Source organism: Amycolatopsis decaplanina DSM 44594, from assembly GCF_000342005.1.
In the GTDB taxonomy this organism is placed as follows: domain Bacteria; phylum Actinomycetota; class Actinomycetes; order Mycobacteriales; family Pseudonocardiaceae; genus Amycolatopsis; species Amycolatopsis decaplanina.
In genome coordinates, this window is the sequence record NZ_AOHO01000078.1 from 151,778 (window position 1) to 176,524 (window position 24,747).

A 24,747-nucleotide genomic window follows, 5' to 3' on the forward strand; every position below is an offset into this window, starting at 1 on the left:
GCGGATCACTTCGAGCTCGCCGGGGCGCGGTGTCCGGACAATGGGAGGAAGCTCGCCGTCGCCAGAACAGCCCGACCGCGTGAAATCATTCTTCGGCAAGGAAGAAGCCTGCTACGCGGCAGACTGACACGCCACATTTGACTTACGGGCCCATTGCCCGACTTACCATTCATGCCCACTCCGAACAGCGCCCACCTGTCCCACGAACACTACCCGCTCGCCACCCTGCCTTATCCCTCGATTGTGAACCGGGACGCCGTACGACCTTGGAGCTTCGGGGTATGAAGATTGGCCAAAAGACTGTAACTGAGGTTACCTGCCGGTAAGCGGCCCCTAGCATCGCGGAGCAACAGAGTCGAGCGCTAAGAGGTGCCCTGTGGTCAATCCCGCATCGTCACGAAAGACCTCGGAGCCGGTCGCGATCGTCGGTATCGGCTGCCGGTTCCCCGGCGGGATTTCCGGACCGGACAGTTTCTGGGAACTGATCGGATCGGGCATCGACGCGATCGGTGATATTCCCGAGGATCGTTGGCGCACAAAGGATTTCTTTGATGCGGACCGCTCGACTCCCGGACGGATGTTCGTCCGCCAAGGCGGCTTCGTCACCACTCCGATCGACAGCTTCGACGCGGGGTTCTTCGGAATGCCGCCGCGCGAGGCCGCCGCACTGGATCCGCAACAGCGGATGCTGCTCGAGGTGACCTGGGAATCGTTGGAGAACGCCGGTATTCCGCCGAGTTCGACGGCCGCCGCGAACGTGGGGGTCTATGTCGGCGCGTTCACCTTCGACGCGGCCACGCTTCAGTTGACCGATTCGAACCAGCATCTGCTCAGCTCGACCACCGCCACAGGGGTGAGCATGACCATGCTGGCGGCCCGGCTGTCCTACGCATTCGACTGGCGCGGTCCGTCCTTCACTCTCGACACCGCGTGCTCGTCGTCGTTGGTGGCGCTCCACCACGCCTGCAACGCACTCGCGCTCGGCGACTGCGACATCGCGGTGGCGGGCGGGGTGAACGTCATGGTGAATCCGGCCACCACGGTCCTCATGTCCAAGGGACAATTCCTGTCACCGGACGCCCGCTGCAAGTCCTTCGACCACCGGGCCAATGGCTACGCGCGCGGCGAGGGCGCGGGAATCCTCGTATTGAAGCCGCTTTCCGCGGCATTGCGGGACGGAGATCGCGTCCACGCGATCGTGCGGGGCACCGCGGTGAACCAGGATGGCCATACTCCCGGCATCACCGTGCCGAGGGTGGAAGCCCAGCGCACGCTGATCGAGCATGCCTGCCGGGCCGGCGACGTCGTGCCGTCGTCCATCGGCTACTTCGAGGCGCACGGCACCGGTACCGCGGCAGGAGATCCGGTCGAGGCCGCCGCGATCGGCGAAGTCCTCGGTGAATCCACCGAGACACACTGGATGGGTTCGGTCAAATCGAATTTCGGGCACACCGAGGCCGCCGCGGGGGTGGCCGGCGTGATCAAGGCGACCTTGTGCCTGCAACAGGGTGTCATCCCGCCGAACCTTCACTTCGAGAAGCCGAATCCCCGGATCCCGTTCGACAAGCTGCCCATGCGGGTGCCCACCGAGACAGTTCCCTTTCCAGAGCGAGAGAACCCGAGGCGTGCGGCCGTCAACTCATTCGGTTTCGGCGGAACCAACGCGCACGCGATCCTCGAACAATGGCCGGCTCCCGCCGACGCCGACGAGACAGCGGTCGAGGACGGGCAGGTGCTGTTACCGCTCTCCGCCCGAAGTGCCCAGGCATTGAATGCTCTTGTCGAGTCCTATGCGGACCTGCTGGGGAGACCGGACGCCCCCGCGTTCCGGACGGTGTGCCGTGCCGCGTCTCGCAACCGCGACCACCATTCGATGAGAACGTTCGTGGTCGCCGGGAACGCGTCCGAGGCCGTCGAAAAGCTGCGAAGTCTCAGCATCGATCCGGCCAGGGTCACCCGCCCGTCGATAGCCTTCGTCTACACCGGAATGGGGCCCCAGTGGTGGGGGATGGGACGTGAACTCCTCGAGACGGAGCCGATCTTCGCGGAGGTGGTCACCGCTTGCGACGCCCTGCTCGCCCACCATGACCTGTCGATCACGGACGAGTTACGGCGACCGGAGGCCGAGTCGCGGCTGACCAGGACTCTCTACGCGCAGGTCGCCAACTTCGTCGTCCAGGCCGGTCTCACCGCTCTGTGGCGACACTGGGGAATCCAGCCCGCAGCCATCGTGGGCCACAGCGTGGGAGAAGTGGCCGCGGCCTACGCGGCGGGGGTGTACTCCCTCGAAGACGCGCTCAGGGTGAGCTTCCACCGGGCCAGCCTGCAGGCGCGGCTGACCGGGCGCGGCGCGATGGTGGCGGTCGCGTTGCCGGCGGGCGAGGTGGAACCCCATCTGGTCGCAGGGGTGACCATCGCGGCGATCAACAGCAAACACGCGACGACGATCGCCGGTGACCACCAGGCCGTCGCGGCCGTATCCGCCGCGCTGACCGCGGCCGGAGCCTCGGTGAAGGAGCTGAGGGTCGAAGTGGCCTACCACAGCCCTCAGATGGACGAGATTCGCGAACCGCTGCTCGAAGCACTGGCGAATGTGGACCCGCGCCCGGCGGAGATCCCCTTGTTCTCCACGGTGCTGGGCGATCAGGTCAAGGGGACCGAGCTGGACGCCGGCTACTGGTGGCGGAACGTCCGGCGGCCGGTGAGGTTCGCCGACGCGTTCCGCAAGGTCCTCACCAGGGGTATCGGCGCGGTGCTGGAGGTCGGGCCGCATCCTGTGCTGGCTTCGGCGATCGACGAGGCCCTCACCGACCGATCGGACGCTGCGGTCAGGTTCGCCTCGTTGCGCCGAGACCGGCCGCAGCGTGAACAGCTTCTGGAGACGCTCGGAGGACTCTACGAGGTCGGCACCGATCCCGATTGGCAGCGCGTGCAGCCCGGCCCTCGGGCACATCCGGCACTGCCGACCTACCCCTGGCAGCGTGACCGCCACTGGGTCGAATCGCCCGCGGCCCGCCGCAGGCGCCTGGGCACCGACGGACTTCGGATGACCGGACGGGCCGTCGCCGCCGTCACCCCGGTCCACGACGTGGAACTGTCCGCTTCCGCCTTCCCCTATCTCGAAGACCACAAGGTGGCCGGGGCCGTCGTCTTTCCCGGCTGCGGGTACCTCGACGCCGCGCTAGCCGCCTTCGCCGAGGACGACCCGTGTGTACTGGAGGACGTCGTCTTCCACCGTCCACTGGTTCTGCCGTCCTCGTCGGTCACCACGTTGCGCGTCGGCTACGACCCGGATCGGCGGCACGTCACCATGCACAGCCGAGCCAACCCTGACGACGCGACCTGGACATTGCACACCGAGCTCCGCCGGGCCCACGTGGCGAACGCCCGGAGCCCGTTGCCCCACCCGGCGGCGCCGGACGCGTTCGTCGACGGGCTCCCAAACCTCTATCACGAGGAGATCTACTCGCGCCTCACCGCGGCCGGGTTGCACTACGGGCCGTCATTCCAGGTCGTGGATCGCGTGTGGTGGCGGTCCGAGACGCGAGAGATCTTCGCCGAACTCAGGCTCGACACCGTCGAGCGAGCGGGACACAGGCTGCACCCCGCACGTTTGGACGGCGCTTTGCAGGCGGTCATCGTCGGCGCGCACATGTTCGGGGAGGAGACGGATCTGGGCACCTACGTGCCGACGCATGTCGAGTCGTTCCAGTTCTTCCGGTCTCCCGCAGGCCGGTTGTGGGTGCACGGCCGGGGCAAGGAGTTCACCAAGCCGGGAGTGGTCGAATGCGATCTGACCCTGGTGACCGACCACGGAGAGGTGGTCGCGGAGATCCGCGGTCTGCGGGCGACCAGGCTTTCGGAAGCCGTCCAGCAGGAGCCGAAGCTCGTCTACCGGCACTCGTGGGAGGCACAACCGCTCGAACGGGTCGCCGACGGCCAGGGCCGTTGGGTCGTCGTGGGCTCGTCGCCCACCGCGGCCGTGCTCGCGGATGGTCTCTCCGCGCTCGGCGGCGAGGTCGTCCGCACGACGGTGACCGACGGCGACTGGGTCGAGACCGCGGTTTCCGCCGCGTCCGGCGACACGGCCTGCCGCGGCGTGATCTACATCGACGAGGCCCAGGCGATCACTTCGCCGCTGTGTTCTCCGGTGGCGGAGCCACTCCGGCTGGTACAAGGGTTGTCCGGTGGCGCGGGCCGGCTGTTCCTGGTCACCACCGGTGCGCAGAGCGTGTCCGCCGACGATCCCACGACCAGTCCATCCGGCGCCGCGGTGTGGGGTTTCGGCCGGATCGTTCCCGCCGAACTGCCGGAACTGCATTGCCGCCTGGTCGACCTGGCTCCGGGTGGCCTGGAGGACGGATTGCTCGCCGCACTGCTCACCGAACTCACCTCCGACATGGCCGACGAAGTCGCTCTCCGCGTCCACGGCCGCTACGTCCGGCAGATGGTCCGGGCGGAAGAGGGTTCCGAACTCGACTCCGTCGAGGTGGACACCGACGAGACGCCCGTGCGGCTGTCCCCGGTCCGCACCACCGCGGGTGACCGGCGGTTCGTCGCGGCCACCCGGCGGTCACCCGGCCCCGGCGAGGTCGAACTGAGGATCTCGCACGTCGGCATCACTTTCGAAGACGTGCTCAAGCACGCGGGTCAGTGGACGGCAGAAGGCGACTTCTCCGGGGAGATGCCCGGGGTGGAGTGCTCGGGCACCGTCGTCGGCATCGGAGACGGGGTCAAGGATCTGCATGTCGGCGACGAGGTTTTCGCGCACGGCAAGGAGCTCTTCGCCTCGTACACCACGCTCGAAGCCGTCCGTGTGGTGAAGAAGCCGTCCGGGCTGACACTCGCGCAAGCGGCGTCGCTCTTGCCCGTGGCCGCCGCCCACCTGGCACTGACGCGACTTGCCGCGGTCCAGGAAGGTGAACGCGTTCTGGTCCACTCGGCGGCCGGCGGTGTCGGGCTGGCCGCGGCGCGCCTCGCGACCCATCTCGGCGCGGAGGTCTTCGTCACCGCGGGCAGCGAGCAGCGGCGGGACTTCCTGCGCAGCGAAGGATTCACCCGCGTCGCGGATTCGAGGTCCATGTCCTTCGCGGACGACATCCTCGAGTGGACCGGTGGTGACGGCGTCGATGTCATCGTCAACGCGTTGCCCGCGGACATGATCCACCACAGTCTGCGGGTGCTGAACACCTTCGGGCGGTTCGTCGAGTTGCGCAAACCCGCGACTCAGGCCGAGCACGCGGCTCGTGCGGCCGCGACCCGGCGGGCCGCGTCATTCCATTCGCTCGATTACGGCCGGATGATGGCGCTGCGACCGGAGACCGTCCGGGAGTACATGCGCGCGGCCGCAGAGCTTTCCGAGCGGGGCGCGATCGCCTCCTTGCCGCTGACGGAAGTTGTCGCGAGCGAGACAGCCAACGGGTTCGGCATCCTGTCGACCCCGGAACACCACGGCAAGGTCGTCGTCCGGATGGCGGGGCAGACCGTGCGCGTGCCTGCCACTTCCCTGCCCGGCTCGCCGATCCGGCCGGACGTCACGTATCTGCTCACCGGGGGGCTCGGTGGCCTCGGACTCACAGTCGCCCGCTGGCTCGCGGACAACGGCGCCCGTTATCTCGCCCTAGTCAGCCGCCGAGGGGTGACTTCCTCCGCCGCGGCGCGGGAGATCGCGGAGCTGACCGCACGAGGCGTCCGGGTGCGGGTCCAGAAGGCCGACGTCAGCGACCGTTCCCAGGTCCGTTCCCTGCTCTCGCGGCTCCGCCGCCGTCTGCCGCCGATCGGCGGGATCGTGCACGGCGCGGCCAATTTCGACGACGTCGTGCTCACCAACAGCAACGGGGCCAGGCTCGTCGAAGCCACCAAGGCCAAAGCGGACGGGGCCTGGTTCCTGCACGAGGAGACCCTCTCCGACGAGCTCGACTTCTTCGTGTTGTTCTCGTCGGTCGCGGCACAGCTCGGTGCGGCGGGCGCGGGTGCCTACGCGACCGCGAACGAAGCCCTCAACGGCCTCGCCCGCTATCGGCGCGCGCAGGGGCTGCCTGCGCTCAGCATCGGGTGGGGCATGGTCGCGGAGGTGGGTGTCGCGGTCAGCCGCGGCGGGCACGTCGGCGACATCCTGCGGCGCAACGGCCAGGTGGCCATGCCGCCTTCGCGCCTTGTCACCGAGCTGGGCGTGTTGCTCCGTACCCGGCCTGCCGAGGCCTCGGTCGCCGATATCGACTGGCCGCGCTGGGCGCGCGCCAACCCCGAGCTCTCGTCGCTGCCGAAGTTCGGCACGATGGTGCCGGAGAACATCGCGGATGGCGGCGAGGACGACGGCGGCGAAGAGTCGGTCGCCAAGCGCCTCCGGTCGGCGAATCCCGCCGAGCGCGCCGCTCTGCTCCAGCCTTATGTCATACCGTTGATGGAACAGATCACCGGGTTGACCGAACAGCAACTCGGCGAGCAGCAAGCGGTGGACGTCGATTCCCTGACCGCGGTCGAACTGCGGGTCCAGGCGCAGAAGCAACTCGGTATCGCGGTCCCCGCGGGCAGGCTCCAGCGCAGCTTGAGCGCCGATGTGCTCGTCGGGTTGCTCGTCGACGAACTGGACCGCGCACAGCCGGACGAGACCGCGCTCCTCGAGAACATCGTCGTCCACGAGATCACGGCAGACGACGGCCTGACGATCTACGGCCACCTCAGTCTTCCGGCCGGGGAGGCACCGCACCCCGCCGTGCTGGTTTGTGCATCCGGTGACGGAGGAGCACTGAACCGCAAGGGCAAGTACGCGCATATCACCGAGCACGCGCCGCTGCTCGCCGCCGGATTCGCGGTCTTCACCGTGGATCAGCGTGGCGCGAAAGGGCACGGTGACGACTACCGGGCACTGGCCGAAATCGGCGGTGCGGACGTCGACGACGTCGTGGCGGCGGGGCGGCACCTCGCCGGACTACCCGAGATCGACGGGGAGCGGCTCAACATCCTGGGCACCAGCCGCGGTGCGTATTCCTCGCTGCTGGCACTGGAACGGGCCCCTGGACTGTGGCGGCATGCCGCTCTACTGATGGGTTTCTACGATCCAACGGCGTTCGCGAAGGCGGATCAGGACCGGCAGAGTTCGTTACTGCCATCGAGTTCGGAGGTTGACCCCGCGGAGTATTTCGCGTCACCTCGGCGGCTGCCGCTGATGGCACTCGAAAATGTCGCGGCTCCCTTGCTCATCATCCACGGCGACGGCGACACGGTCATTCCGTGGGAGCAGTCCGCCGAATTGCTGAAGCGAATGGAGAAGGAAGCGCCACCCGCCCGGATGATCACCGTGCCGGGACTCGACCACGACACCCGGCACGAAGACGAAGCCTGGGCCGAGCTGTGGCTCGAGATCGGCCGGTTCCTCCAGGAAGGACCACGATGAAGTACAGCATCTTCCTGCCCTCGGGGTTCGCCCGCGACTTCGCCGGCTTCGACGATCCGATCGAGGCCTTCACCCGGCTCGTCGACATCGCCGCGGTCGCCGATGACGCCGGATTCCACGCCTTGTACGCGCCCGACCATCTGACCACGGTCCAGCCTTCGTTCGACATGGTCTTCGAAGCCTGGACGATGATCACCGCGCTGGCACGGGAGACCCACAACGTGCGGATCGGCCACCTGGTCACGGCGAACGGGTACCGCAATCCGGCCCTGCAGGCCAAAATGGCGTCGACCCTGGACGTCGTTTCGGGCGGGCGGTTGACCTTCGGGATCGGTGCGGGCTGGCTGGAGAAGGACCACGTGCAATACGGGTATGACTTCGGCACCAACGGTGAGCGGGCGCGCAGGCTTAGTGAGGCGGTACAGGTGATCTTGGCTTTGTGGAAGGAAAAGCAGGCTACGTTCGAAGGTGAGTTCTACCGGATCCACGACGCGATCAACGAACCGAAGGGCGTGCAGCGGCCGCACATCCCCTTGATGATCGCGGGTAACGGCGAGAAGGTGACGCTGCGGCTCGTCGCGCAGTACGGCAGCGCCTGCAACATCGTCACCTCTCCCGAGGTCGCGGTGCACAAATTCGGTGTGCTGCGCGGGCATTGTGAGGACGTCGGCAGGGACTACGACTCGATCTCCCGTACTGTCACGACCCTGTGCATCATCCAGAACACCGATGCCGCAGCGCGGGCACTGGTGCCTCCGTCGTCGAAATTCGTATTTCCGGACGATCCCGGCACGTACGGTCTGGTCGGATCGGTGGACACCGTCAAGAAGCGGATCGCCGCCTACGAAGAGGCGGGGGTGCAGGAACTGATCGTGTACTTCGAGGATCCGACGAGTGTGGGGCAGGTGGAAGAGTTCGCACGACTCTTCGCGAGCTGAGCGTCGACGTTGACGCCCCGTAACTACTCAGCTCCTGATCAAGGAGTTCGTGGTCGCCAGGCCCGGCATGACTTATCGAAGGGGTAAGACATACGTGGCGTGACCGAGCTCCTGCCGCGCCCCAAGTGTCCACATCGGACACATCCGCACGACTGATTGTCCGATTGATGCTTGCGTGCACGTTGTTCGTGGGGCCCGTCGAGATCCAGGTGGTCCCACGCGGCGGCGAGATCCCCTGTGAGCCCAAAGGTCGCGGCGTCAAGAGCAGGGGAGGAACTCGCGGCCACTGATTCCCAGTCGTCGAGAGCGCGCGTGCGGCAGGTTCAGATGTTCAAATTCAGGTTGCCGACATACCAGCTTCCGTCGAGTTTCTGCACATCGAGCGTGAGGCTGAACGACGTCGTATCACCGCTGGAGCCGATGAGTGCGAGGCTGCGCAGCGTGCGGCCGTCGAGGGTGATCGCCGTGTCCGGCACGGTGACCTTGTCACCTTCGCCGGTCACGCCGGTCACGTCGACCTTTCCCTGCGGAGGCAACTTGACACCCGGCTTGGCCCAAGCTTCGCGCAGGGACTCCCCCGTCTTGAGCACATCGGGGCTGCTGCACAGGGCTTCGGGATCCTCGCCGGGGGAAGCCACAGGTGCGCTTGCCAGACAGGCTTCAGCGTAGTGCCCGCCTAGAATCTGGGTGACCCACGATTCCACGGCTGCCTCGGGAGTTTCCGAGCCGGTGGCGCTGCGGGGATGAGAAGGCCCGCTTGTCATGGCAGGCGCCTGGCTGGTCGGGCTGATTGCGCCGCTGGCTCCCTGCCGGGGCTGCTCATCCGGTCGGGTGGCGCCGCAGGCGGCGAAGCCGAAAATCGCCACGGGCAGCAGCACGGCGGGCCATCTCGGCCTCTGCTGCTGAGTATTCACCGTCGAGCCGGTCAATCCGCTGATCACAGGAGTCCTCTCGAACCAGGCAGGCATGTCACACGCGTGAGGCCTTGTCCCGAGCTTCCGACGCCGCGATCGAGAACGTCAAGTGAGGACACGCGAACGCTGCCCTTTCTGACAGCACCTTTGAGCTTCTCGTGTCTCGCGGCTCGATGCTGACCGATATCAGGGCAACGCGCTTCGCTGAAAAGGGCGTCTCAGTCGACGGCCATCTCCGCGAGATAGCTGCTCTCAAGGAGTTCAGGCGGCCGCCGGTCGCGCATCGTCGGTCATGATCGCCGAATCCGTGCGCGAAGAACAGCTCAAGACGGCAGCACTCCGCGGGGACCTACTTGAAGCCACCGCCGGCTTACGCTATGGGGTTACTCCCGGATCGCGGCGATCCCTTACCCTTATCGTCCACAGCCGGCAAAGCAAGCAGCCAAGACTGCGGGAGTAGGCGACAGAACCCGACATCTGCGAGCCCGAGTGGTCCGAAACAGTCCGACACCAGCCGACATACCCCGACACTGCCGATGCGTGGTGACCAGACGAAAAGGTCTTGTTCGGCATCACTCGATACCATCCGACATAGAAAGCAGCTCACTCTTAACCAGCGGGTTCGTGGATCAACCAGTCAAGTGGAAGCAACGCTCAGCTTTGATCGCGACGCGGCAGCACGTTATCGAGCCTCATCTGCCGATGTGACGCTGTCGGCCATCTGCTTTCACCCAGAGCGCTCCGTCTTTCATGGCCGTAGGGGCTCTCCCGCGTTGAACGCCGGAAAGCCCCTGAACAGCCCTTAGCACCAGCCGACGTTCCACCGGTCGATCTGGTAGGACATGCCGCCGCCCCAGAGTGTTCCCCAGATCCTTTGGCCACCGAAGTCGAGTATGTCGTACAGGCCCTGCCCTTTGTTGGCAAACCGGAGGATCACACCGTGGTACCACAGCGGGGCATTGTCCTGCGCGATGCACTGATAGAGCCCCTCGCGCGGGGAGGCCGAAGCTTCGGCGCCACCGAATCCCACGGCGGCTGCACAGACGAAGGCGGTGAGAAGAATTCTTGTCGCGATAAACATGGTTTCTCCTAAAGGGTCTCCTGCCTCCGAACGAAGGCGAGACCATACTTATCGCGACGTATTCGGGTGAGTGCAATGTAAATGTCTGGTGAGTCTGCCTTCACCAGAGCCGAGCAGGGTGTCCACGAGCGTGGCGGTTTCCTCGTCGAGGTCGACATCGAGCGCGGCCGCGATATCGGCCAACTTGCCGGCGGCGTCTTTCACCGCAGTGCGGTTTCCCGCTCGGTGCTCCACGCGAAGAAGGTCTCGATAGAGAAGTTCACTGACGGGTTCGGCGAGAAGGCCTCGGAGGATCGCGCGACGAGCCGCTGGCAAATCACCGTCCTGCTGGCAGATTTCGGCCAGCATGTGGGCGGCATCGACGATGGCGTCGATCATTTCTCGCTGATGCCACGAGTTCCAGGCATATCGGCCAGGCCCGATGCTGCTGAACGGCATGCCGGTGACGAGTTCCAGCGCTGCTTCCAGCCGAGCCCGCCGATCGGAGACGTCACGGTTCGGGCCGGACCCGACGAGTTGCCGGAACCGATGCCAATCACTGTTCATCGACTTCGACAGGTGGTAGCCGCCTCCGTTGACTTCGATGTTCGGGAGGTAGAGGTCGCCGTTCTCGTCGTGGCCGAGCCAGGTTCGCAGGCGGGAGATGTAGCCCTGCCGGGTCGCCGGGGACCAGGGACGGGTGTCAGTTCCGAGCTGTCGGGAGATTTCCTCGGCGGTCGCCCCGGGATGGAGGAGCAGAAACGCCGCGAGTTCGGTGAGCCGGTTGATCTTCTTGCCTTCGACCTTCGTCGGGTCGACGTTGTGCAATCCGACCGGTCCGAGCAGTCTCAGCTCAGGTCCCGTTGCCGACGGCGGTTCGGCCGGAACATTCGGGGAGTCGTTTGCGGGCATCTGTTCGGCTTTGACCTCGGCAGTGAGCGTCGCGACGAGTTCTTCCGCCTGGTCGACGGTCAGGCGCTGGAACTCGACTTCGATGCCGAGGTCGTCGATCAACGTGGACTTCGTGGAAACATCGAGCCTCCAGCCATCTGAGGCCGCTGTGCTCGCGGCGACCACCGCGGCAAGGCACTCACGCTGCTTCACGTCGAAAGGTTCAGCAGACAGGACCACACTCGGTGGGGTCGCGTCTGCCTTGGAAAACTCGTCCACCGAAGTGAAGTGGCGGAAGCGATCAGGGTTGTGGTCCGCGGTTGAGCGCCCGAAGCCGATCAACGTCACGGGGACGGATCCGGACCAAGTGGACGTCGCCAGTTCCCAGGCCATGGCCAACAAGACCGGCTCGGCTTCTTCTATGGCCCCGTCGAGGGTGAGCGTGCCGAGCTCCGCGAGGTTGACCATGACAAGGTCACGGCGAGGGTCGTGGCCGACTGTGACAAGCGCCGGATAGGGCGCTGGAACTCCGCCCAGCTCATCGACATCGAGCGAATCAGCAAAGAATTCTGTGTGCTCCTGCGGGTACAGGACCGCGCTGCGGCTCCCTGCCACTGCGGACCGGACGGCAGGCAGCGAAACGCCCTCCTTCCTGGCGCGATAAGCGAGACTGCGCAGCGCGACGTCAAGAGCTTCAGCCGTGGCAGGTTCCTCGGCTTTCCTGAGCGCGGTCTCCAGGTCCGTGGGCGGTGGACGGCGGATTCGTCGTCCAGGACGACGATGGCGTTGAGCGAGCATCCTGCGCCGGGCGAGGGCAGCCAGAATGCCGGCGGCGAGAAGCCCTCCGAACCCGACGGCGACGAGAGGTACGACGTTATCGTCGCTTTTGGGAGCCGTCTCAACGGGCGCCGGAGCGGGGACCGGCGCTGGTACCCGCTCGGGTAAGGGCGAAGTCGGTCCCGGCGGCCGTGCAGGTGGCGGCACCGGCTCGGGCCCACAGCCAGGTGGTGCGACCTGTGCAGAAGCCGCGCCTTCAGACGCTGCTCCCCCACCTTGTCCAGGCGTTGTCGCTCCGGGAAGTTCAAGGACATCGCCGGGATGGATCAGATCCGGATTGTTCAGGACCCGGCCTCCGGGCAGCGGCCGACCTCGGTTGAGTTCGAAGATCTCGACGTACCGGGAAGCGGAGCCCAGATGCTTCTGAGCGATCTGAGTCAGCGTGTCACCTGCGCCGACGATGACTTCGACGCACTGTGGTTCGGCAGGCAGCGCGAGACGCCACCCGGGCTTGATCAGGTCGACGCTTCGGAGAGCCTCTCCGTCTGCCTGACGGCGGCCCTGGTTCAGATCGAAGATCTCCTCGTAGCGACTCTCGTTGCCGAGCTGCTCGGCCGCGATGCTCATCAGCGAGTCGCCGGGAACGACTGTGTACCCGCCGGCGACCGGAGGATCGGCCTCATCCACGGCCTGGTGGCTTCTCTGTCCGGAGACCGGCGGGGCGACGACGGAAGCCTGGGAGGCCTCCGCAGCCGTCGTACCAATCACCAACCCTAAGAGGACACTCGCGACGAGTCGTTGAGCCCAGCGGAACCCAGGAAGCCTCGGAGCGGCCACTCCGCGCACGAGTGCTACGCATTCGAGCACCACGGCGACGACGAGTTGCAACCAGGCGATCACCCCGGCGACCGCCACCACGAGCAGGAAGACCTGACCGGTGTCTCGCTCGGTGATCCAGCCAACGACTTCAGGGAAGGCCGGCACGTGATCCGGTAGGAACGCCGGCCTGAACGTCCACAGGAGGAGCGGCGGCCCGCCGAGGAGCAGCACGAGACCCAAGACGCCGAGGAGGATTCGCGCGAGCCTTCTCATGGCGGTGCTCCTATCCGTCGGAGACCAGATCGGCGGCGCCGTGGCCGCGCACTGAGAACTCCGATACTCCGACGATGCCGAGGAAGATGGTGGTTCTGGTGATCGTGGTGTCGACGACGATCCGGTTACCCCGCACGGCAGCAGTTCCGGCGGTGCCCGTCGCCGCGAGGTAGCGCTCTGCTTCAGCGACGGCTTGCTGCGGGTTGACGTCTGCGACCTGGCCGGCGGCAAGAGCCTGCACGCGCAGAGCTTGCCCCGCTGCGCGCGCGGCTTCTTCGGCGATCGACGTCGCTTCCGAGTGGGCTTGGGCTTTGCGACTGCCGTCGACCGCCCACCCGATGGCGATGATCAGGGCGATGCTCAGCCCGATCAACCACACCGAGACGGAGCCGCGTTCACCATGTAAGCGGATCATCGACGGGCTCCATAGCGATCGATCGGTGATCGGAACTCGGAAGCGGTGAGTCGCGTACCCGGGATCATGAGATCGCCGAAGGTGATCTCACAGCTGACGGTAGCGATCACGTAGCCGGTCTCGCCCAGCGGTTTGGCGAAGTCTCGAGCATCAACAGTGATGTTGAGCTGCGCGCAGTTCAAGCCCTGCTGAGCGATGACCGCTTGCGCCCGCGCCTCGGCTACCGACGCCGCAGCATGACCGTCACGGGCGATGGAAGCCGCGCGCGCGGCAGAGCGGGCTGCCTCGTCCACCGCGGATTCCGCGGTGATGACCCGCATGCCGACCAGCGCGAGACCGAGAAGGACGATCAGCGCCGACACGCCGATCACGACTTCGATGTTGACATCGCCGCGATCACCGCGCTTCATGGCGTCAGCTGCTCGATCGGCCCGGACGCGCGTTGGCTGACCGAGAAGCGCGCGAACGGTACCAGTGAGGCGGCCTCAGCGGTGACGATGACGGAGACGTTCCGGCCGTCGCTGGTGGCTTCGGCGTTCACATTGGACAGCCAACTGCCGGTCACCCGGTTGACGTAGTTCTGTGCGTGCTGCTCGGCTGCCACCACGTCAACGGGCGGCAGCCGCGCGGCGTTGACACCGTCCCGCGCCGCTGCCAAAGCAACGTTCCGCCCTAGGAAGAGCACAACGACTTGCAGGACGAACCATGTGGCCAAGAGAAGTGCGCCCAGGCCGAGGATTGCCGACACGTTCTCGTCGCCGCGCTCGCCGGGCAGCTGGGCGGCGCCGTGCCGGAGGTTCATTGCCCTCCGATCAGTGGCAGCTTGCCGTTCACGAAGGCCGTGACCGCCCCGGCGATCGCGGTGGCCAGCACGAGACCGAGTACGGCGTAGATGGCTTTGGTGATGTTCTCGTCGCCGCGCTCGCCCTCGCGCACGAACTGCGCTCCACGCCTTTGCAAGACGCATCCGATCGTGAGCACGGTGAACTGCAGGCGGGCCACCACTGTTTTGAGCATGGACTTCTCCTCTGTTTCAGGTGCCGAGCATCGTGAAGATGCCGGGGAAGGCGAGAAAGACGATGAATGCCAAGCCCATCACGGCGATCGGCATGTCCATCCGATCCGAACGGATCGACGAGCTGGTCTTCTGATCCGCCAGGCCTTGCTGAGCGATCGATGCCGCTTTCGAGCGCAGGGTGTCCGCGATGCTCGCTCCGCCCTCGCTCGCGCTGGTGATGATGTGGCCGAGATCCCTGAGTTCACGGACACCCAGCTCATCGGCGAGGCGCTCGAGACCTTCCCAAGGCATCCGGCCGCGCAGGGATGCTTCGTTCATCGCCAGCCGGATGCGGTGAAACGCCCAGCCTTCGCCCAACGAGGCCGGATAGCGCATCGCTTCGACCGGGCCGCGGTCGCCGAGACGTCCGAGAGCGACGAGGTGCGCGTAGGCGACAAGGGCGTCTCGGAACGCCGCCCGCGCCTTCTGCGCCTTGGCATGCAGCAGGAGTCGCGGAAGCGTCCAGCCGAATACTGCCGCGCACAGTGACATCGCTCCAGTCAGAAAGACCGGTGTCCCAGCGCCGAGGATCGCGAGTGCCGCGCTCGTCAGCGGAACCGCCAGAGCTCCGGCGGACGCATAGCCGATGCGGTTCAGCATGAAGGATTCGCGTGTCTGGCCGACAAGGTCGAGATCTGTGGTCGGCACCCTCGCTCCGCAGCGGTCGGCGAGCCGGATCAACGCCCGGAACGCTGGATTCAGCGACGAACTGTCCGAAACGACAGGTGGACCGTTCAGGACATCGCTGAGCCGGAGGCGTCCGGGCACGTATGCCGCGACGATCAGTGTCGTGCCGCCGGCGATTCCGAAGGCCAGCAGGATGAGTTGGCCGAACGTATTCATGTCCGCCGCCGGGCGAGGAATCGGGCGGCCGGCGGCTCGAGACCCAATTGCCGCAGCCATACCGCGGAGGCCCCGACCAGACCGAGCACCACAGCCAGGACAACCTGCCCAACCGCAGTGGCATAGGCCGAGGTGTACATCGAGCTACCGAAGAGAGCGATGCCCACGAACATCGCCGCCCAGATGCTGAGCAGGATCCGCGCGGTTGACCTCCTTCGGGCCCGTTCGGATTCCGCGGTCCGGCGAGCGACGATGTCCTCGGCAACCTGCCGAGCGAGCGCACGCAGCAGACCAACAACCCCTGAGCCTTGGCGGTGCGCGACGCAGAGACCGGCTACCGTGGCATCCCCGATCTGGTCGTCGATGTCGTCGGCGAACTCGAGCAGGGCTTCCTGCACGTCCCAGGTCCGTAGGCGATACGCCAGCGTGGTCAGCTCGCGGGCGAGGCACGCCGGCGCTTCGCGGGTGGAGCTCTGTATGGCGCTGACGAGCCCCGTGTTGTCCGCCGCCATGACGTCGCTGAGACGTCGCAACCAGGTTTCCAGGGCTTCCAGTCGCTCGATGCGCTGCTTGGCGATCGCTCCCGCTGAGAAAAGCCACGGCAGGAAGACGATGAATACCGTGATGGCCACCCCAGCGATCGGCCAGCCGGAGACAAGCCAGACCAGAGCGCCGGCTGACAGTGCGAGCGGTCCTCGCCAACGCAGGCCGCGATGCCGCCGAAGTGCCTTCGGCTGGAAGACAAGCCGTCGCCGTCGGCCGATACCGAACGCTCCGGCGACGATGAGGGCCAGACTGCCGACGAGACCGACGCTGAGCAGAACAAGGACGAGTTCAGGCATGTGCCCACTCCCCATCGCTGCCACAGGTCAGCCAGTTCCGGTCGAACCCGGCACGCTCGTAGTCGTCGATGTCGGTCGGCAGATTGCCGGTAGGCACCGAACGGCGGCCTGCAGCACGTTGGAACAGGTAGGTCCGCGCAGGTCGCCCATACTCGCCGGCTTCGACGAAGATGATCTCGGCAACGTAGCGATCGAGACTGCTTCTGTCGGCGACAAGCTCGACGTGCACGATGAGATCGATCGCGTGTGCCACGGTTTCGTGCGCCAACTCGGGGGTCCAAGCCGAGTTCCCCTCGAGGCAGAGGCGGGCCATTCGGTTGATGGCGTCCCCCGCGTTGCGGGCGTGCAGTGTGGAGAGCGAGCCCGATCCGCCCGTCGAAAGCGCGTCGAGCATCGGGATGATCTCGCGGCCGCGGACCTCGCCCACGATCGTGCGCGTGGTGTGCATGCGAAGCGACTGCCAGACCAAGTGCGACAGGTCGGCGACGGTGCCGCCGGACCGCTCCGAATTACCGACCCGTTCCTCGAACGCGACCACAGCAGGAAAGCGATCACGATGCCGGTGCAGGCCGAGTTCGAACTCCGTCTCCAGTGTCGCGAACCGTTCGTCGGGAGGGATCTCCCAGCAGAGGGCCCGCAGGAGGGTCGTCTTCCCCGCCCGTTGCCTGCCGCAAACGACGATGTTCTTCTCCGCTCGCACTGCCGCGCGCAAGAGCGCGAGCTGCGCCGTCGAGATCATCCGCCGCTTGCGGAGGTCCGCCAGCCCTGTCTTGGACAGCCGGTGCCGCCGGATGGAGACGTGCGGGCGGTCACTGACTTCGATGGTGGCGGCCAGGCGCTCCCCGCCTGGTAGTTCCATGTTCAGCAGGGGTGACGTGCTGTTGATGGAGCGCTCGGTCCGGCCGTGGCGGGCAGCCAGGCGCTGTAACCAGCGAAGCAAGGCTTCGTCGGTCGGTGCGATCCGGGGTGCGCGCATGACCGTGCCGTCCGCGTAGGACAGCCAGACGGGCTCGTTGCCGATGATGTCGATGTTCTCGACGCCTTCGTCCGCCAGCAACGGTTCCAGCCGTCCCAGGCCGAACATCTCCGCCATCACGGCCTGCTTGACGAACCACTCTTTGCCGGGGTCAAGAAAGGGCTTACCTCGGCCGACCCACTCCTTGATCGCAGCCGAGAGGACTTCGTCGATCAGCTTTCCGGCGAGCGCACGCTCGAAACTTCCCGATTCCGGCTCGCTATGGCGTGCCATCTCTTCTTCAACCTGCTTCGCGAGAACTTGTTGGACACGATCGACAAGCTCGTCCGCTCCCGCGAAGTCCTGTTCAACCAGCATGGCGGTTCCCCTCGCCAGCAGATCCGGCAGGCCGCGGAATCGAGGGCGGTGGCGGCCTCCGCACGAGCTCACGTCGTGGCCTCTCTTGCCTGGCCGGGGCCTGCTGAAGGATCGACCGCCCTCGAAGCCTTCGCGACCGAGTGAAGGCTCGCTTGCCGATTTCGAATCCGAGCTTTCGGGACGTTTCAAGCAACGACGAGGTCTCGAAGCGTCTGCCTGGCCTAAACGTGTCCGTGAACTGCGTGGCGGAGGACGGATCCCACGGCATCTCACCGACAACCGGTAGACCGAGTTTCGCGAACTGCCTCTCGACCTCCTTGAGTGGAAACCCAGTGGGAGTAGCCGCAACAACGACCACCAAGCCATCATCTGCTGTGCCGAGCAGGCCGATCTCTTCGCGAACCAAGTCCACAGAGGACGACAGGGCTCGGAGCGAATGCCGGTCGTTGCGTACGACCAGCACCGTCAGGTCGGCGTTCCCCAGGACAGCGTGCGGCATGCCGCGGGAACGAAGTCGACCGCAGTCCGCCAGGACGTCGACCGACTCCCAGGTCCGGAACGTCAGCGCCAGTCGCTGCCATTGCAGGCTTTCCGCAATCCGAGGTCGTTTGCGGCCCCGGCAGGAGAAAGTGTCGTCCGGTGCCGTCCGGCAGCGTGATCGCCTGCTGCCACAACGCTTGCGGCAACGGCATCGTCCGCGCGGCCAGCATCGCCTCGAACATCCCTCGGTGGCCGAGCGAACCGCCCGGGTCGAACACCGCCAGCGCCTGGCCGCCGGACGGATCGCACTCCGCGGCGACAGCGTGCCGCGGCCATGCCCACGTCAAGGCCAGCGTCGCGGCCGAGGTCCCCGGACTTCCTCGTAGGGAAGTGAATGTGATCAGCATGGTTCGCTCAACTCCCCGGCAGCAGAACGATCGCGACCGTGCCCACGGATCCCTTGGTCGCGAGCTTCGGGCCCTGGTGATCGGCCACGACGACGTCGACCACACGGAGTCCGGTCTGATCTCGCTCCCAACGCGGATGACCGTCCCTTGCACGGGTTCCCAGGTTTCGGTCACTGTGCCGCCCTGGCCGGAAGGAACGAGGAGAACAGGCTTCAACGGCTCCAGCGGAGTCGCCGGGAGCTGAGCCGGCTTGACGGCGATACCCAGGAGTTGCTCTCCCGCCCTTGGCGGGAGCTCTCCTCCGACCGCCTGCGCGGTCAGCACGCTCCCCGGCCAGAGATTCGTCGTGGCCTTCCGCCCGATGAGCTGCGACCGGTCCTTCCATAGCACCGGTGTGAGGCCAGGATCAGGTCGGACCTGGACCTCGCGCACGGAGCTGTCGAGGACGACCTGCCCGTATCGGACAGGAGCGGCGACACCTACCGCGGCGATCGTCGTGTCGACGTTCCGGTAGATGAACACGGTCCCGGTCGCGCACAGCGCAGCCAGTACGAGACCCACGAGGATCAGTAGCTTCGAGGGGCGCCGCCGAAGTGGGCGGATCTCGGGCGCGAGCGATGGCTTCTCGAGTTGAGCTGGGTCATTCATGGCCGTCCTCCCCGGAGTTCAGCGTGCGGATTTCGCGGACGGGCAACCTGGCGCTCGATGTCAGGTCCATCGCCTCGGAATCGGACATCCCGCCGCCGGACCAGCTGATCTCCCAGTGGCCGGTCGCGGCGATGGCGAAGGCACCGGACGAAGCCTTCGTCAGGTAGACGTGCCCGCAGTCAGGTGACGCGAGGCCAGCTCTGTCTTCGGTGAACGGCGTGCCCGGTCCAGCGCAAGCTTTCGTCGCCCCATCGCCCATCGACCAGGTGATGCGAGCGAGTTTGGCGATAGCCGTCACGCTGACGGTTCCAGCGGTTGCAGTCCGGATGACTGGGCCGGTGGTGGCCTCGCTTCGTGCGCTCCACATCCACACCGGAAAGCCGATCGTGGCTCCATACGGCGAATCGGCGGGCGGCGCCAGCCTGATGTCGGGCGCCGAGAGTCCCATCTGGTCGATCGCCTGCCGAGCGAGTTCGGCGGGCGAAACCTGCGGGACGACGGGAGCCTCGGCTCCATTGGACACGTAAGCCACCCGAGCGTCGCCGGGATACCCACCGCCGGGCCCGCCGACGCCGCAGATCATCACGACCAGCCGCCCCTTCGACGCGTCCTTTCCCGCCCACATCGGGTCGCCGCTCGCCGGCTGGGGAATCGCCATCGGAACGCATTGCGGAGCAGGTCCGGCGCGCTTTCCCGGGCTGGCTGGTCCTGTCCCCGGCTGGCCTCCCTCGCGCCCCGGACGGCCGGGATCTGTCGCACCGACCCAGCAGGTGCCGCGCACCCCCGAGGATTGGCAACCACCTGGGCCTGGCGCCGGGCCGGCCCACGCCGCCGGGCTGACCATCGCGGTCACCAGCAGCGCCGAGCCGATCGTCTTCGTCAGCATGGCTTGTCCAAGGCGGCGTCGACGACCTGGACCAGCCAGCGGTCGTTCAGGCTGGCGTACCGGACGATCTCGGCCCGGAACTCGTACCGTCGCGGCTGGTCCGGGTTGTCGAGAACCCGCCCCTGCTCGCCCGGTTTGTCGCTGATCAGGTGGAGTCCAGTCCGGTCCAGGCAGTCGGTGATCTTGATCCGCGGGTCGCACTCGTCGAGCGACACCGCGGTCACCGCAGGGGCACGCCGATAGTCACCTTCCATATGCGATGGCACGGAGGCCAGGTTCTGGATTTCCGCGAGGTGACGCGTCAGCTCCGGGTCGACGAGGTACTCGCCCAGCGCTGAGCGCCAGTCCTTCGACTGCGGTGCCTTCTCCGCAGCGGTGCTGACGCGCCAGTAGCCTTCGTAAGCCTCGAGCGCTTTCTGCTTCGCCACGTCCTCAGCTGTCGGGACGTGACTTGATGTCGGGGATGCCGGAAGTGCGGCCGGCGTGGCCGAGGGCGTGTTTCCAGTTTCGCTGCACGCGGCCGTGGTGGCCGCGAAGAGCAAGACGATCACGAACTTGGACTTCATTTCATGCTCCCCTGAGGCTGATGATCACGGACCCACTTGCCGCAGCCAGAGCCGGACCGATGTGCTCGGAATCGACGATCACGTCGACCACGACAGTCCCGTCAGAGTCAGGTGTTCCGACTCCGGCGACCCTGGCGACGAACGCGTTTCTCGCCAACGAGAGCGAGTCACAGGGCAGTGCTTGCGGCAGAGGAGACACACAGACCCGCGCATGCGGCCAAAGAGGCTGGCTTGGTCGGTGGCCGGCTTCGACCCGCAGGCCGACCACCTGAAATCCGGTTCCCGGCACGCCCTCCGGTATGAGGCTGGCCGCAGCGAGGAGCGTCCCCTTTTGAAGGCCGACGGCAGGCGCGCGACCGATGACAGCGGCTCGGTCGGCCGCTCTGATGAAGCGGACGTCGTGGTCAGGGACCAGGTCGACAGCGGCCAAGTCTGCTTCGGTGAACGGCTGAGTTGCGCCGACATCCCTGGCCAGTACAAGCGCGGGCACCGTCTTGTCCCTGAGGACCGCGACGAGATGGACGATGACCAGAGCGAATACCAGAGCGACGACCACCGTGGCGAGGTTGAGCCAACGCGATGTGCTCTTCGCCGGCGGCTCCAGGTCGGACACACGTCGTCGAGCCTTCCTCAAGCGCTCGGTGAAATCGGTGACGGTCATCCTCCGACCTCGGCATCCAGATCGGCGGGATCCACCTGCTCGATGACGCGCCGCCAGATCCGGCACTCGTCACACCAGATGAACCGGCTCAACAGTTCTTCATCGTCTTCGCCCGCGGGGAGCTTCGCTCGATCACCACAGTCGAGAACGTATTCGGCTGGCATCCGGCCTCCCTCCGTGAACCTGTTTGAAGGCGAAGGCCGGCTGGAGCTGCCCGAGGCGCTTGCGAGTTCCTCGAACGGGGGAGGTTGTCCAGCCGGCCTTCGTTTCTTTCTCCTGCGTCGCCAGGCAGTCCGTTCCTGGCAAATCAGGAATACCGCTTTCCGGCCTGGTGAGGGCAAGGTCAACATCGGGTGAGCCTTGGCTCATCAGGGCTTTTGTTCACTCGTCCGGGTGTAGGGATGAGTAGAATTGCTCGCGCGCAAGCCGTCGCGAATCGTGTTAGCTGGTCGGTATGGAGGGGTGGGAAATTCCGTACCGGCACAGCGTCCAGACCGCCTTGGATCTCTTGAGGGGCAGGTGGACCGTCGCCGTCTTGGCCGGGCTTGCTCGCGGCGAGACGCCTTTCAAGGAATTGCTGGCCTCGATCAACGACGTCGAGAAGCGCACCGACCGAGACCGCTTGCTCTCGAACCGAGTGCTGAGCGACACCCTGCAGCGTGCTCGCGAGGACGGGCTCATCGAGCGGCACGCCGAATCGGGCAACTTCGCGACGGTTTCGTACGTGCTCACTCCGACGGGACGTTCGTTGCTCCGCGCCATCCGGCCGCTGGCCGAGTGGGCTCAGGGTTACCAAGCGGAACGCCACGCCGACGAAGCCGACCGCCGAGGCGTTTAATCCGCCCTGGCGGATGCCGTACGGCGAGGGGCCGGGATCAATGAACGAACCCTGTCCCGCCCAGCGTCCTTCGCCGCGAACAGGACGTTGTCCGCCGCCACGAGCACATCGTTGAGGGTTTCGCCCGCTTCCGGATAGGAAGCTACACCAATTGAGACACTAAGGCGCAAATCGCCCAATTCTCTATCGAACCTCATCCCTCGAACCGCCTCGCAGACACGGTCCGCGATACCAGCCGAGGCCGCCGTATCAGCGCTCGGCAGCAGAACGACGAACTCTTCTCCTCCGAATCGCGCGGCGATGTCGTACGACCGAACGTTTTCGACGATCGCCTGTGCGATCTCGCGCAGGACCCTGTCACCGGCAATGTGTCCGTAGGTGTCGTTTACGGACTTGAACTTGTCAACATCGATCATCAGCACGCCGATCGGCGCATGGTGATGCCGAGCTTTGGCCACCTCGTTCTCCGCGAGAGTCTTCCACGTCTCGGCGTTGAGCAAGCCGGTCTTCCTGTCCGTGGTCGCCGCGGCTTCGAGCTGCCGAACGAGAACGCTGCGCGTCAGCACATACTGCGGCAGCATGACGAAGACCAGCGCGAGCGGATGCCAGACCATCAACAACGTGACCAGGACGCCGACGCACAACGTCGCGAACTCGAGGCTGTTCTCGCTCCAGCTGCCGACCAGTGCCCCGATTGACCGCTTGCCAGGCGACAACGCGATCACCCCGGCGACCAATGCCGAGTTCACCAGCCAATAGCAGACGACCACTACGGCCAGACCCAACAGTGCGCCGTCGTCGATGCGTTCGAGGGCTTGGACAGGGGGGAGCCAGCGGGCCACCGCGATGGCCGAACAACAGGAGACGACCACCGAGCTCGCGCTGAACACCACCCGGTAAAGGCACATGCCGGACACTCGACGCCAGCTGCGCCACCACATGTGTCCGTAGAGGATGACCGCGATCACTGCCGCTAAAGCCGGCGTGACCAGCAAGGCCGCTGCGAGGGTCCATACCGAGCTCATGTTGACGTGCGGTGTATCGGAGAACCGGCGCCGCATCTGCTCGACAGCCCGGGTCACTTCCGCCGCGAGGAGTCCGAGCACCACCAGGACACCGAACCGGAAGAGATCGGATCGGCTCACCGGCGTGAACCCGTCCAGCAGAAGCGTGAAGACGACCGCGGCGATCTCGACCGCAAGAACGAAGGCGATCACCCGTCCCTGCAGCGACCAGAGCTTCCACCGTGTGACATTCCAAATACGTTCTGTATCACCGGAGGCCTCGCTGGTCACATCGGAGGCTCTGACCTGCATACTTGAGTCGCTTGCGTCCCCAGGCGGTCCTCCGGCGGACGCCGTCGTCGGGGTGTTCTCAGCGGGCGGGCCGTCCAGGCAGTCCGTTCGCTGGGAGGAGGGTTCATCGATGACCAACAAGGACTGGTGATCTCGCGCGTCCTCATTCGCTGAACCACGCTCGCTCCCGGCTCGCCGCCGGGAGCGGGTCAGGGCCCACAGCACGCTGATCCCCGCCGCCACGCCGACCGCGACGGCGCCCGCGGCGGCAACCGCTCTGAATGGCCCGAACTGCTGGGCGGCCAGCCCGCCGCCCAGGATCGCGATGCCCTGCGAACACTGCAGGCACGTTGACATCCGACCCATCACTCCCCCGCGCCGGGCATCCGGCACCAGGTCGACGACGACGGTCTGCACCTGGATGAGAAAGGCGGTCGAGACGGCACCGGATGCCGCCCAAAGGACGATCGAAGTGACCACTCCCGGTTCGAAGACGCAGGCGGCGAGAGGCAAGCCGGCCACCACCGCGAACAGCAACGCGGTCAGCGGCGTAGCGGGCAAGCGGAACCGCGTTGTGAGCCAGGCCCCGATGGCGCTCCCCAGCGGGTCGGCAGCGAGCAGCAAACCGATGCCGAAGGCGGAGATCCCCAGCGCGTGTCCATACGGCACCGCCAAGCCCTCGGGCACGACGTAGACGCCCACCAGCAGGACCAGGGCGTAAAGCAGGAACCACGTTCGGGCAGGCGCTTGCGCTGGCTCCTCTTTCTCGGTGTCGATTCGGCTGACCGACCTCGACGACACGCCCTTGAGGATGATCACGGCGCTCAGCACGAAGGTGCCCGCGTTCACCAGCATTCCAAGATGCGGCTCGATCAACATCAGCACAAGCCCGCCGGATCCGAAAGCCACCACCTGAGCGACCTGACCGGTGAATTGCCGCAGTGCGAGCCCGGCCGGGAAATCCTCTCGGCCGAGAACCTGCGGCAGCAACGCTGACTGCGCCGCTTTGAATGGTCCCGCCGCCGCGCTGAGCACCGCGACGCACGCCCACAGCACAGGCAGCGGAAGCCCTGGCAGCGCCATCGCCGCAGCGAGGACCGCGCGAATGACGTCGGTGACGACCAGGATCGCTCGCCGCGGAAAGCGGTCGGCGAGACCGGACAACAGGAAGCCGCCGAGCACGGATGGAATGAAGGTCAAGGCGTACGTCAACGCGGTCAACGCCGCCGACGAGGTCTCCTTGAACACCAGCAACGACAACGCGACCCGGGCGATCTGGTCGCCGCCGATCGACAGCACCCGGCGACCCAAAGCGCCCGGAATTCCGGGTTCCGCAACGGCACGGCAAAGCCGGCACGGCGGCGCTCCGCCATATCCGTTCCCCCTACACGCACTCCCAGGCGACAAC

At 66.2% G+C, this 24,747-nt stretch carries 18 protein-coding genes; 3 read left to right on the forward strand and 15 right to left on the reverse strand.

The annotated features are described in order from the left end of the window. The first annotated feature begins 376 nt into the window (after positions 1-376). Both H074_RS35845 and H074_RS35850 read left to right on the forward strand, forming a co-directional pair. A complete protein-coding gene (locus H074_RS35845) occupies positions 377-7,396 on the forward strand; it encodes a type I polyketide synthase (protein WP_007034994.1) in 7,020 nt (2,339 codons plus the stop codon). Next, positions 7,393-8,334, forward strand: a complete 942-nt coding sequence (locus H074_RS35850) for an LLM class F420-dependent oxidoreductase (protein WP_007034995.1) — start codon at positions 7,393-7,395, stop codon at positions 8,332-8,334. The genes H074_RS35845 and H074_RS35850 overlap by 4 nt, the downstream gene beginning before the upstream one ends. Before the next feature lie 323 nt (positions 8,335-8,657). Here the strand turns inward: H074_RS35850 and H074_RS41850 are convergent, their stop codons facing one another. The 14 genes from H074_RS41850 to H074_RS40870 all read right to left on the reverse strand — a co-directional run bounded on the left by H074_RS41850 (position 8,658) and on the right by H074_RS40870 (position 21,370). Next, positions 8,658-9,212: a hypothetical protein gene (locus H074_RS41850; RefSeq protein ID WP_235096962.1), complete on the reverse strand. Its 555-nt coding sequence runs from the start codon at positions 9,210-9,212 to the stop codon at positions 8,658-8,660. 838 nt (positions 9,213-10,050) lie between these two features. After that, positions 10,051-10,329, reverse strand: a complete 279-nt coding sequence (locus H074_RS35860; RefSeq protein WP_007034997.1) for a hypothetical protein — start codon at positions 10,327-10,329, stop codon at positions 10,051-10,053. Between the two features lie 48 nt (positions 10,330-10,377). After that, positions 10,378-13,068: a LysM peptidoglycan-binding domain-containing protein gene (locus H074_RS39775; RefSeq protein ID WP_083920556.1), complete on the reverse strand. Its 2,691-nt coding sequence runs from the start codon at positions 13,066-13,068 to the stop codon at positions 10,378-10,380. Between the two features lie 10 nt (positions 13,069-13,078). Beyond that, positions 13,079-13,483 carry a pilus assembly protein TadG-related protein gene (locus tag H074_RS35870; RefSeq protein WP_007035002.1) on the reverse strand — a complete coding sequence of 135 codons (405 nt, stop codon included), beginning with the start codon at positions 13,481-13,483 and terminating at the stop codon, positions 13,079-13,081. Beyond that, positions 13,480-13,893 carry a hypothetical protein gene (locus H074_RS35875; RefSeq protein WP_007035003.1) on the reverse strand — a complete coding sequence of 138 codons (414 nt, stop codon included), beginning with the start codon at positions 13,891-13,893 and terminating at the stop codon, positions 13,480-13,482. Before H074_RS35875 ends, H074_RS35870 begins: the two co-directional genes overlap by 4 nt. After that, the gene (locus H074_RS35880; protein ID WP_007035004.1) at positions 13,890-14,285 is read right to left on the reverse strand and encodes a hypothetical protein; all 396 of its coding nucleotides are present in this window, start codon (positions 14,283-14,285) and stop codon (positions 13,890-13,892) included. The genes H074_RS35875 and H074_RS35880 overlap by 4 nt, the downstream gene beginning before the upstream one ends. Further along, positions 14,282-14,500, reverse strand: a complete 219-nt coding sequence (locus tag H074_RS35885; RefSeq protein ID WP_007035005.1) for a hypothetical protein — start codon at positions 14,498-14,500, stop codon at positions 14,282-14,284. The genes H074_RS35880 and H074_RS35885 overlap by 4 nt, the downstream gene beginning before the upstream one ends. Positions 14,501-14,516: 16 nt before the next feature. Further along, positions 14,517-15,383, reverse strand: a complete 867-nt coding sequence (locus H074_RS35890) for a hypothetical protein (protein WP_007035006.1) — start codon at positions 15,381-15,383, stop codon at positions 14,517-14,519. Then, the gene (locus H074_RS35895; RefSeq protein ID WP_007035007.1) at positions 15,380-16,225 is read right to left on the reverse strand and encodes a type II secretion system F family protein; all 846 of its coding nucleotides are present in this window, start codon (positions 16,223-16,225) and stop codon (positions 15,380-15,382) included. The genes H074_RS35890 and H074_RS35895 overlap by 4 nt, the downstream gene beginning before the upstream one ends. Further along, on the reverse strand, positions 16,218-17,558 hold the full coding sequence (locus H074_RS35900; RefSeq protein ID WP_039924228.1) for a TadA family conjugal transfer-associated ATPase: 1,341 nt from the start codon (positions 17,556-17,558) through the stop codon (positions 16,218-16,220). The genes H074_RS35895 and H074_RS35900 overlap by 8 nt, the downstream gene beginning before the upstream one ends. Before the next feature lie 1,527 nt (positions 17,559-19,085). Next, the gene (locus H074_RS35905; RefSeq protein WP_007035010.1) at positions 19,086-19,751 is read right to left on the reverse strand and encodes a hypothetical protein; all 666 of its coding nucleotides are present in this window, start codon (positions 19,749-19,751) and stop codon (positions 19,086-19,088) included. Positions 19,752-19,972: 221 nt separating this feature from the next. Beyond that, complete coding sequence (locus tag H074_RS35910) at positions 19,973-20,407, reverse strand: hypothetical protein (protein WP_235096963.1); 435 nt, start codon at positions 20,405-20,407, stop codon at positions 19,973-19,975. A gap of 139 nt (positions 20,408-20,546) precedes the next feature. Then, positions 20,547-21,206: a hypothetical protein gene (locus tag H074_RS35915; RefSeq protein ID WP_152521563.1), complete on the reverse strand. Its 660-nt coding sequence runs from the start codon at positions 21,204-21,206 to the stop codon at positions 20,547-20,549. After that, complete coding sequence (locus tag H074_RS40870) at positions 21,203-21,370, reverse strand: hypothetical protein (protein WP_161630723.1); 168 nt, start codon at positions 21,368-21,370, stop codon at positions 21,203-21,205. Before H074_RS40870 ends, H074_RS35915 begins: the two co-directional genes overlap by 4 nt. Before the next feature lie 290 nt (positions 21,371-21,660). On the opposite strand from H074_RS40870, the gene H074_RS35920 reads away from it, so the two are divergent. Next, positions 21,661-22,044, forward strand: coding sequence for a winged helix-turn-helix transcriptional regulator (locus tag H074_RS35920; RefSeq protein WP_007035013.1), 384 nt, complete (start codon positions 21,661-21,663; stop codon positions 22,042-22,044). Here the strand turns inward: H074_RS35920 and H074_RS35925 are convergent. Then, positions 22,041-24,638 carry an MFS transporter gene (locus H074_RS35925; protein ID WP_007035014.1) on the reverse strand — a complete coding sequence of 866 codons (2,598 nt, stop codon included), beginning with the start codon at positions 24,636-24,638 and terminating at the stop codon, positions 22,041-22,043. The genes H074_RS35920 and H074_RS35925 overlap by 4 nt on opposite strands. Between the last annotated feature and the right edge of the window lie 109 nt (positions 24,639-24,747).

Bases quoted from the DNA above. Each gene is read 5' to 3' on its own strand.
- H074_RS35850 (WP_007034995.1), top strand. From the start codon at position 7,393: ATGAAGTACAGCATCTTCCTGCCCTCGGGGTTCGCCCGCGACTTCGCC.
- H074_RS35895 (WP_007035007.1), bottom strand. From the start codon at position 16,225: ATGCCTGAACTCGTCCTTGTTCTGCTCAGCGTCGGTCTCGTCGGCAGT.
- H074_RS35905 (WP_007035010.1), bottom strand. From the start codon at position 19,751: ATGGCGATTCCCCAGCCGGCGAGCGGCGACCCGATGTGGGCGGGAAAG.
- H074_RS35860 (WP_007034997.1), bottom strand. From the start codon at position 10,329: ATGTTTATCGCGACAAGAATTCTTCTCACCGCCTTCGTCTGTGCAGCC.
- H074_RS35875 (WP_007035003.1), bottom strand. From the start codon at position 13,893: ATGAAGCGCGGTGATCGCGGCGATGTCAACATCGAAGTCGTGATCGGC.
- H074_RS35915 (WP_152521563.1), bottom strand. From the start codon at position 21,206: ATGACCGTCACCGATTTCACCGAGCGCTTGAGGAAGGCTCGACGACGT.
- H074_RS35885 (WP_007035005.1), bottom strand. From the start codon at position 14,500: ATGCTCAAAACAGTGGTGGCCCGCCTGCAGTTCACCGTGCTCACGATC.
- H074_RS35920 (WP_007035013.1), top strand. From the start codon at position 21,661: ATGGAGGGGTGGGAAATTCCGTACCGGCACAGCGTCCAGACCGCCTTG.
- H074_RS35870 (WP_007035002.1), bottom strand. From the start codon at position 13,483: ATGATCCGCTTACATGGTGAACGCGGCTCCGTCTCGGTGTGGTTGATC.
- H074_RS40870 (WP_161630723.1), bottom strand. From the start codon at position 21,370: ATGCCAGCCGAATACGTTCTCGACTGTGGTGATCGAGCGAAGCTCCCC.
- H074_RS35890 (WP_007035006.1), bottom strand. From the start codon at position 15,383: ATGAATACGTTCGGCCAACTCATCCTGCTGGCCTTCGGAATCGCCGGC.
- H074_RS35900 (WP_039924228.1), bottom strand. From the start codon at position 17,558: ATGCTGGTTGAACAGGACTTCGCGGGAGCGGACGAGCTTGTCGATCGT.
- H074_RS39775 (WP_083920556.1), bottom strand. From the start codon at position 13,068: ATGAGAAGGCTCGCGCGAATCCTCCTCGGCGTCTTGGGTCTCGTGCTG.
- H074_RS35880 (WP_007035004.1), bottom strand. From the start codon at position 14,285: ATGAACCTCCGGCACGGCGCCGCCCAGCTGCCCGGCGAGCGCGGCGAC.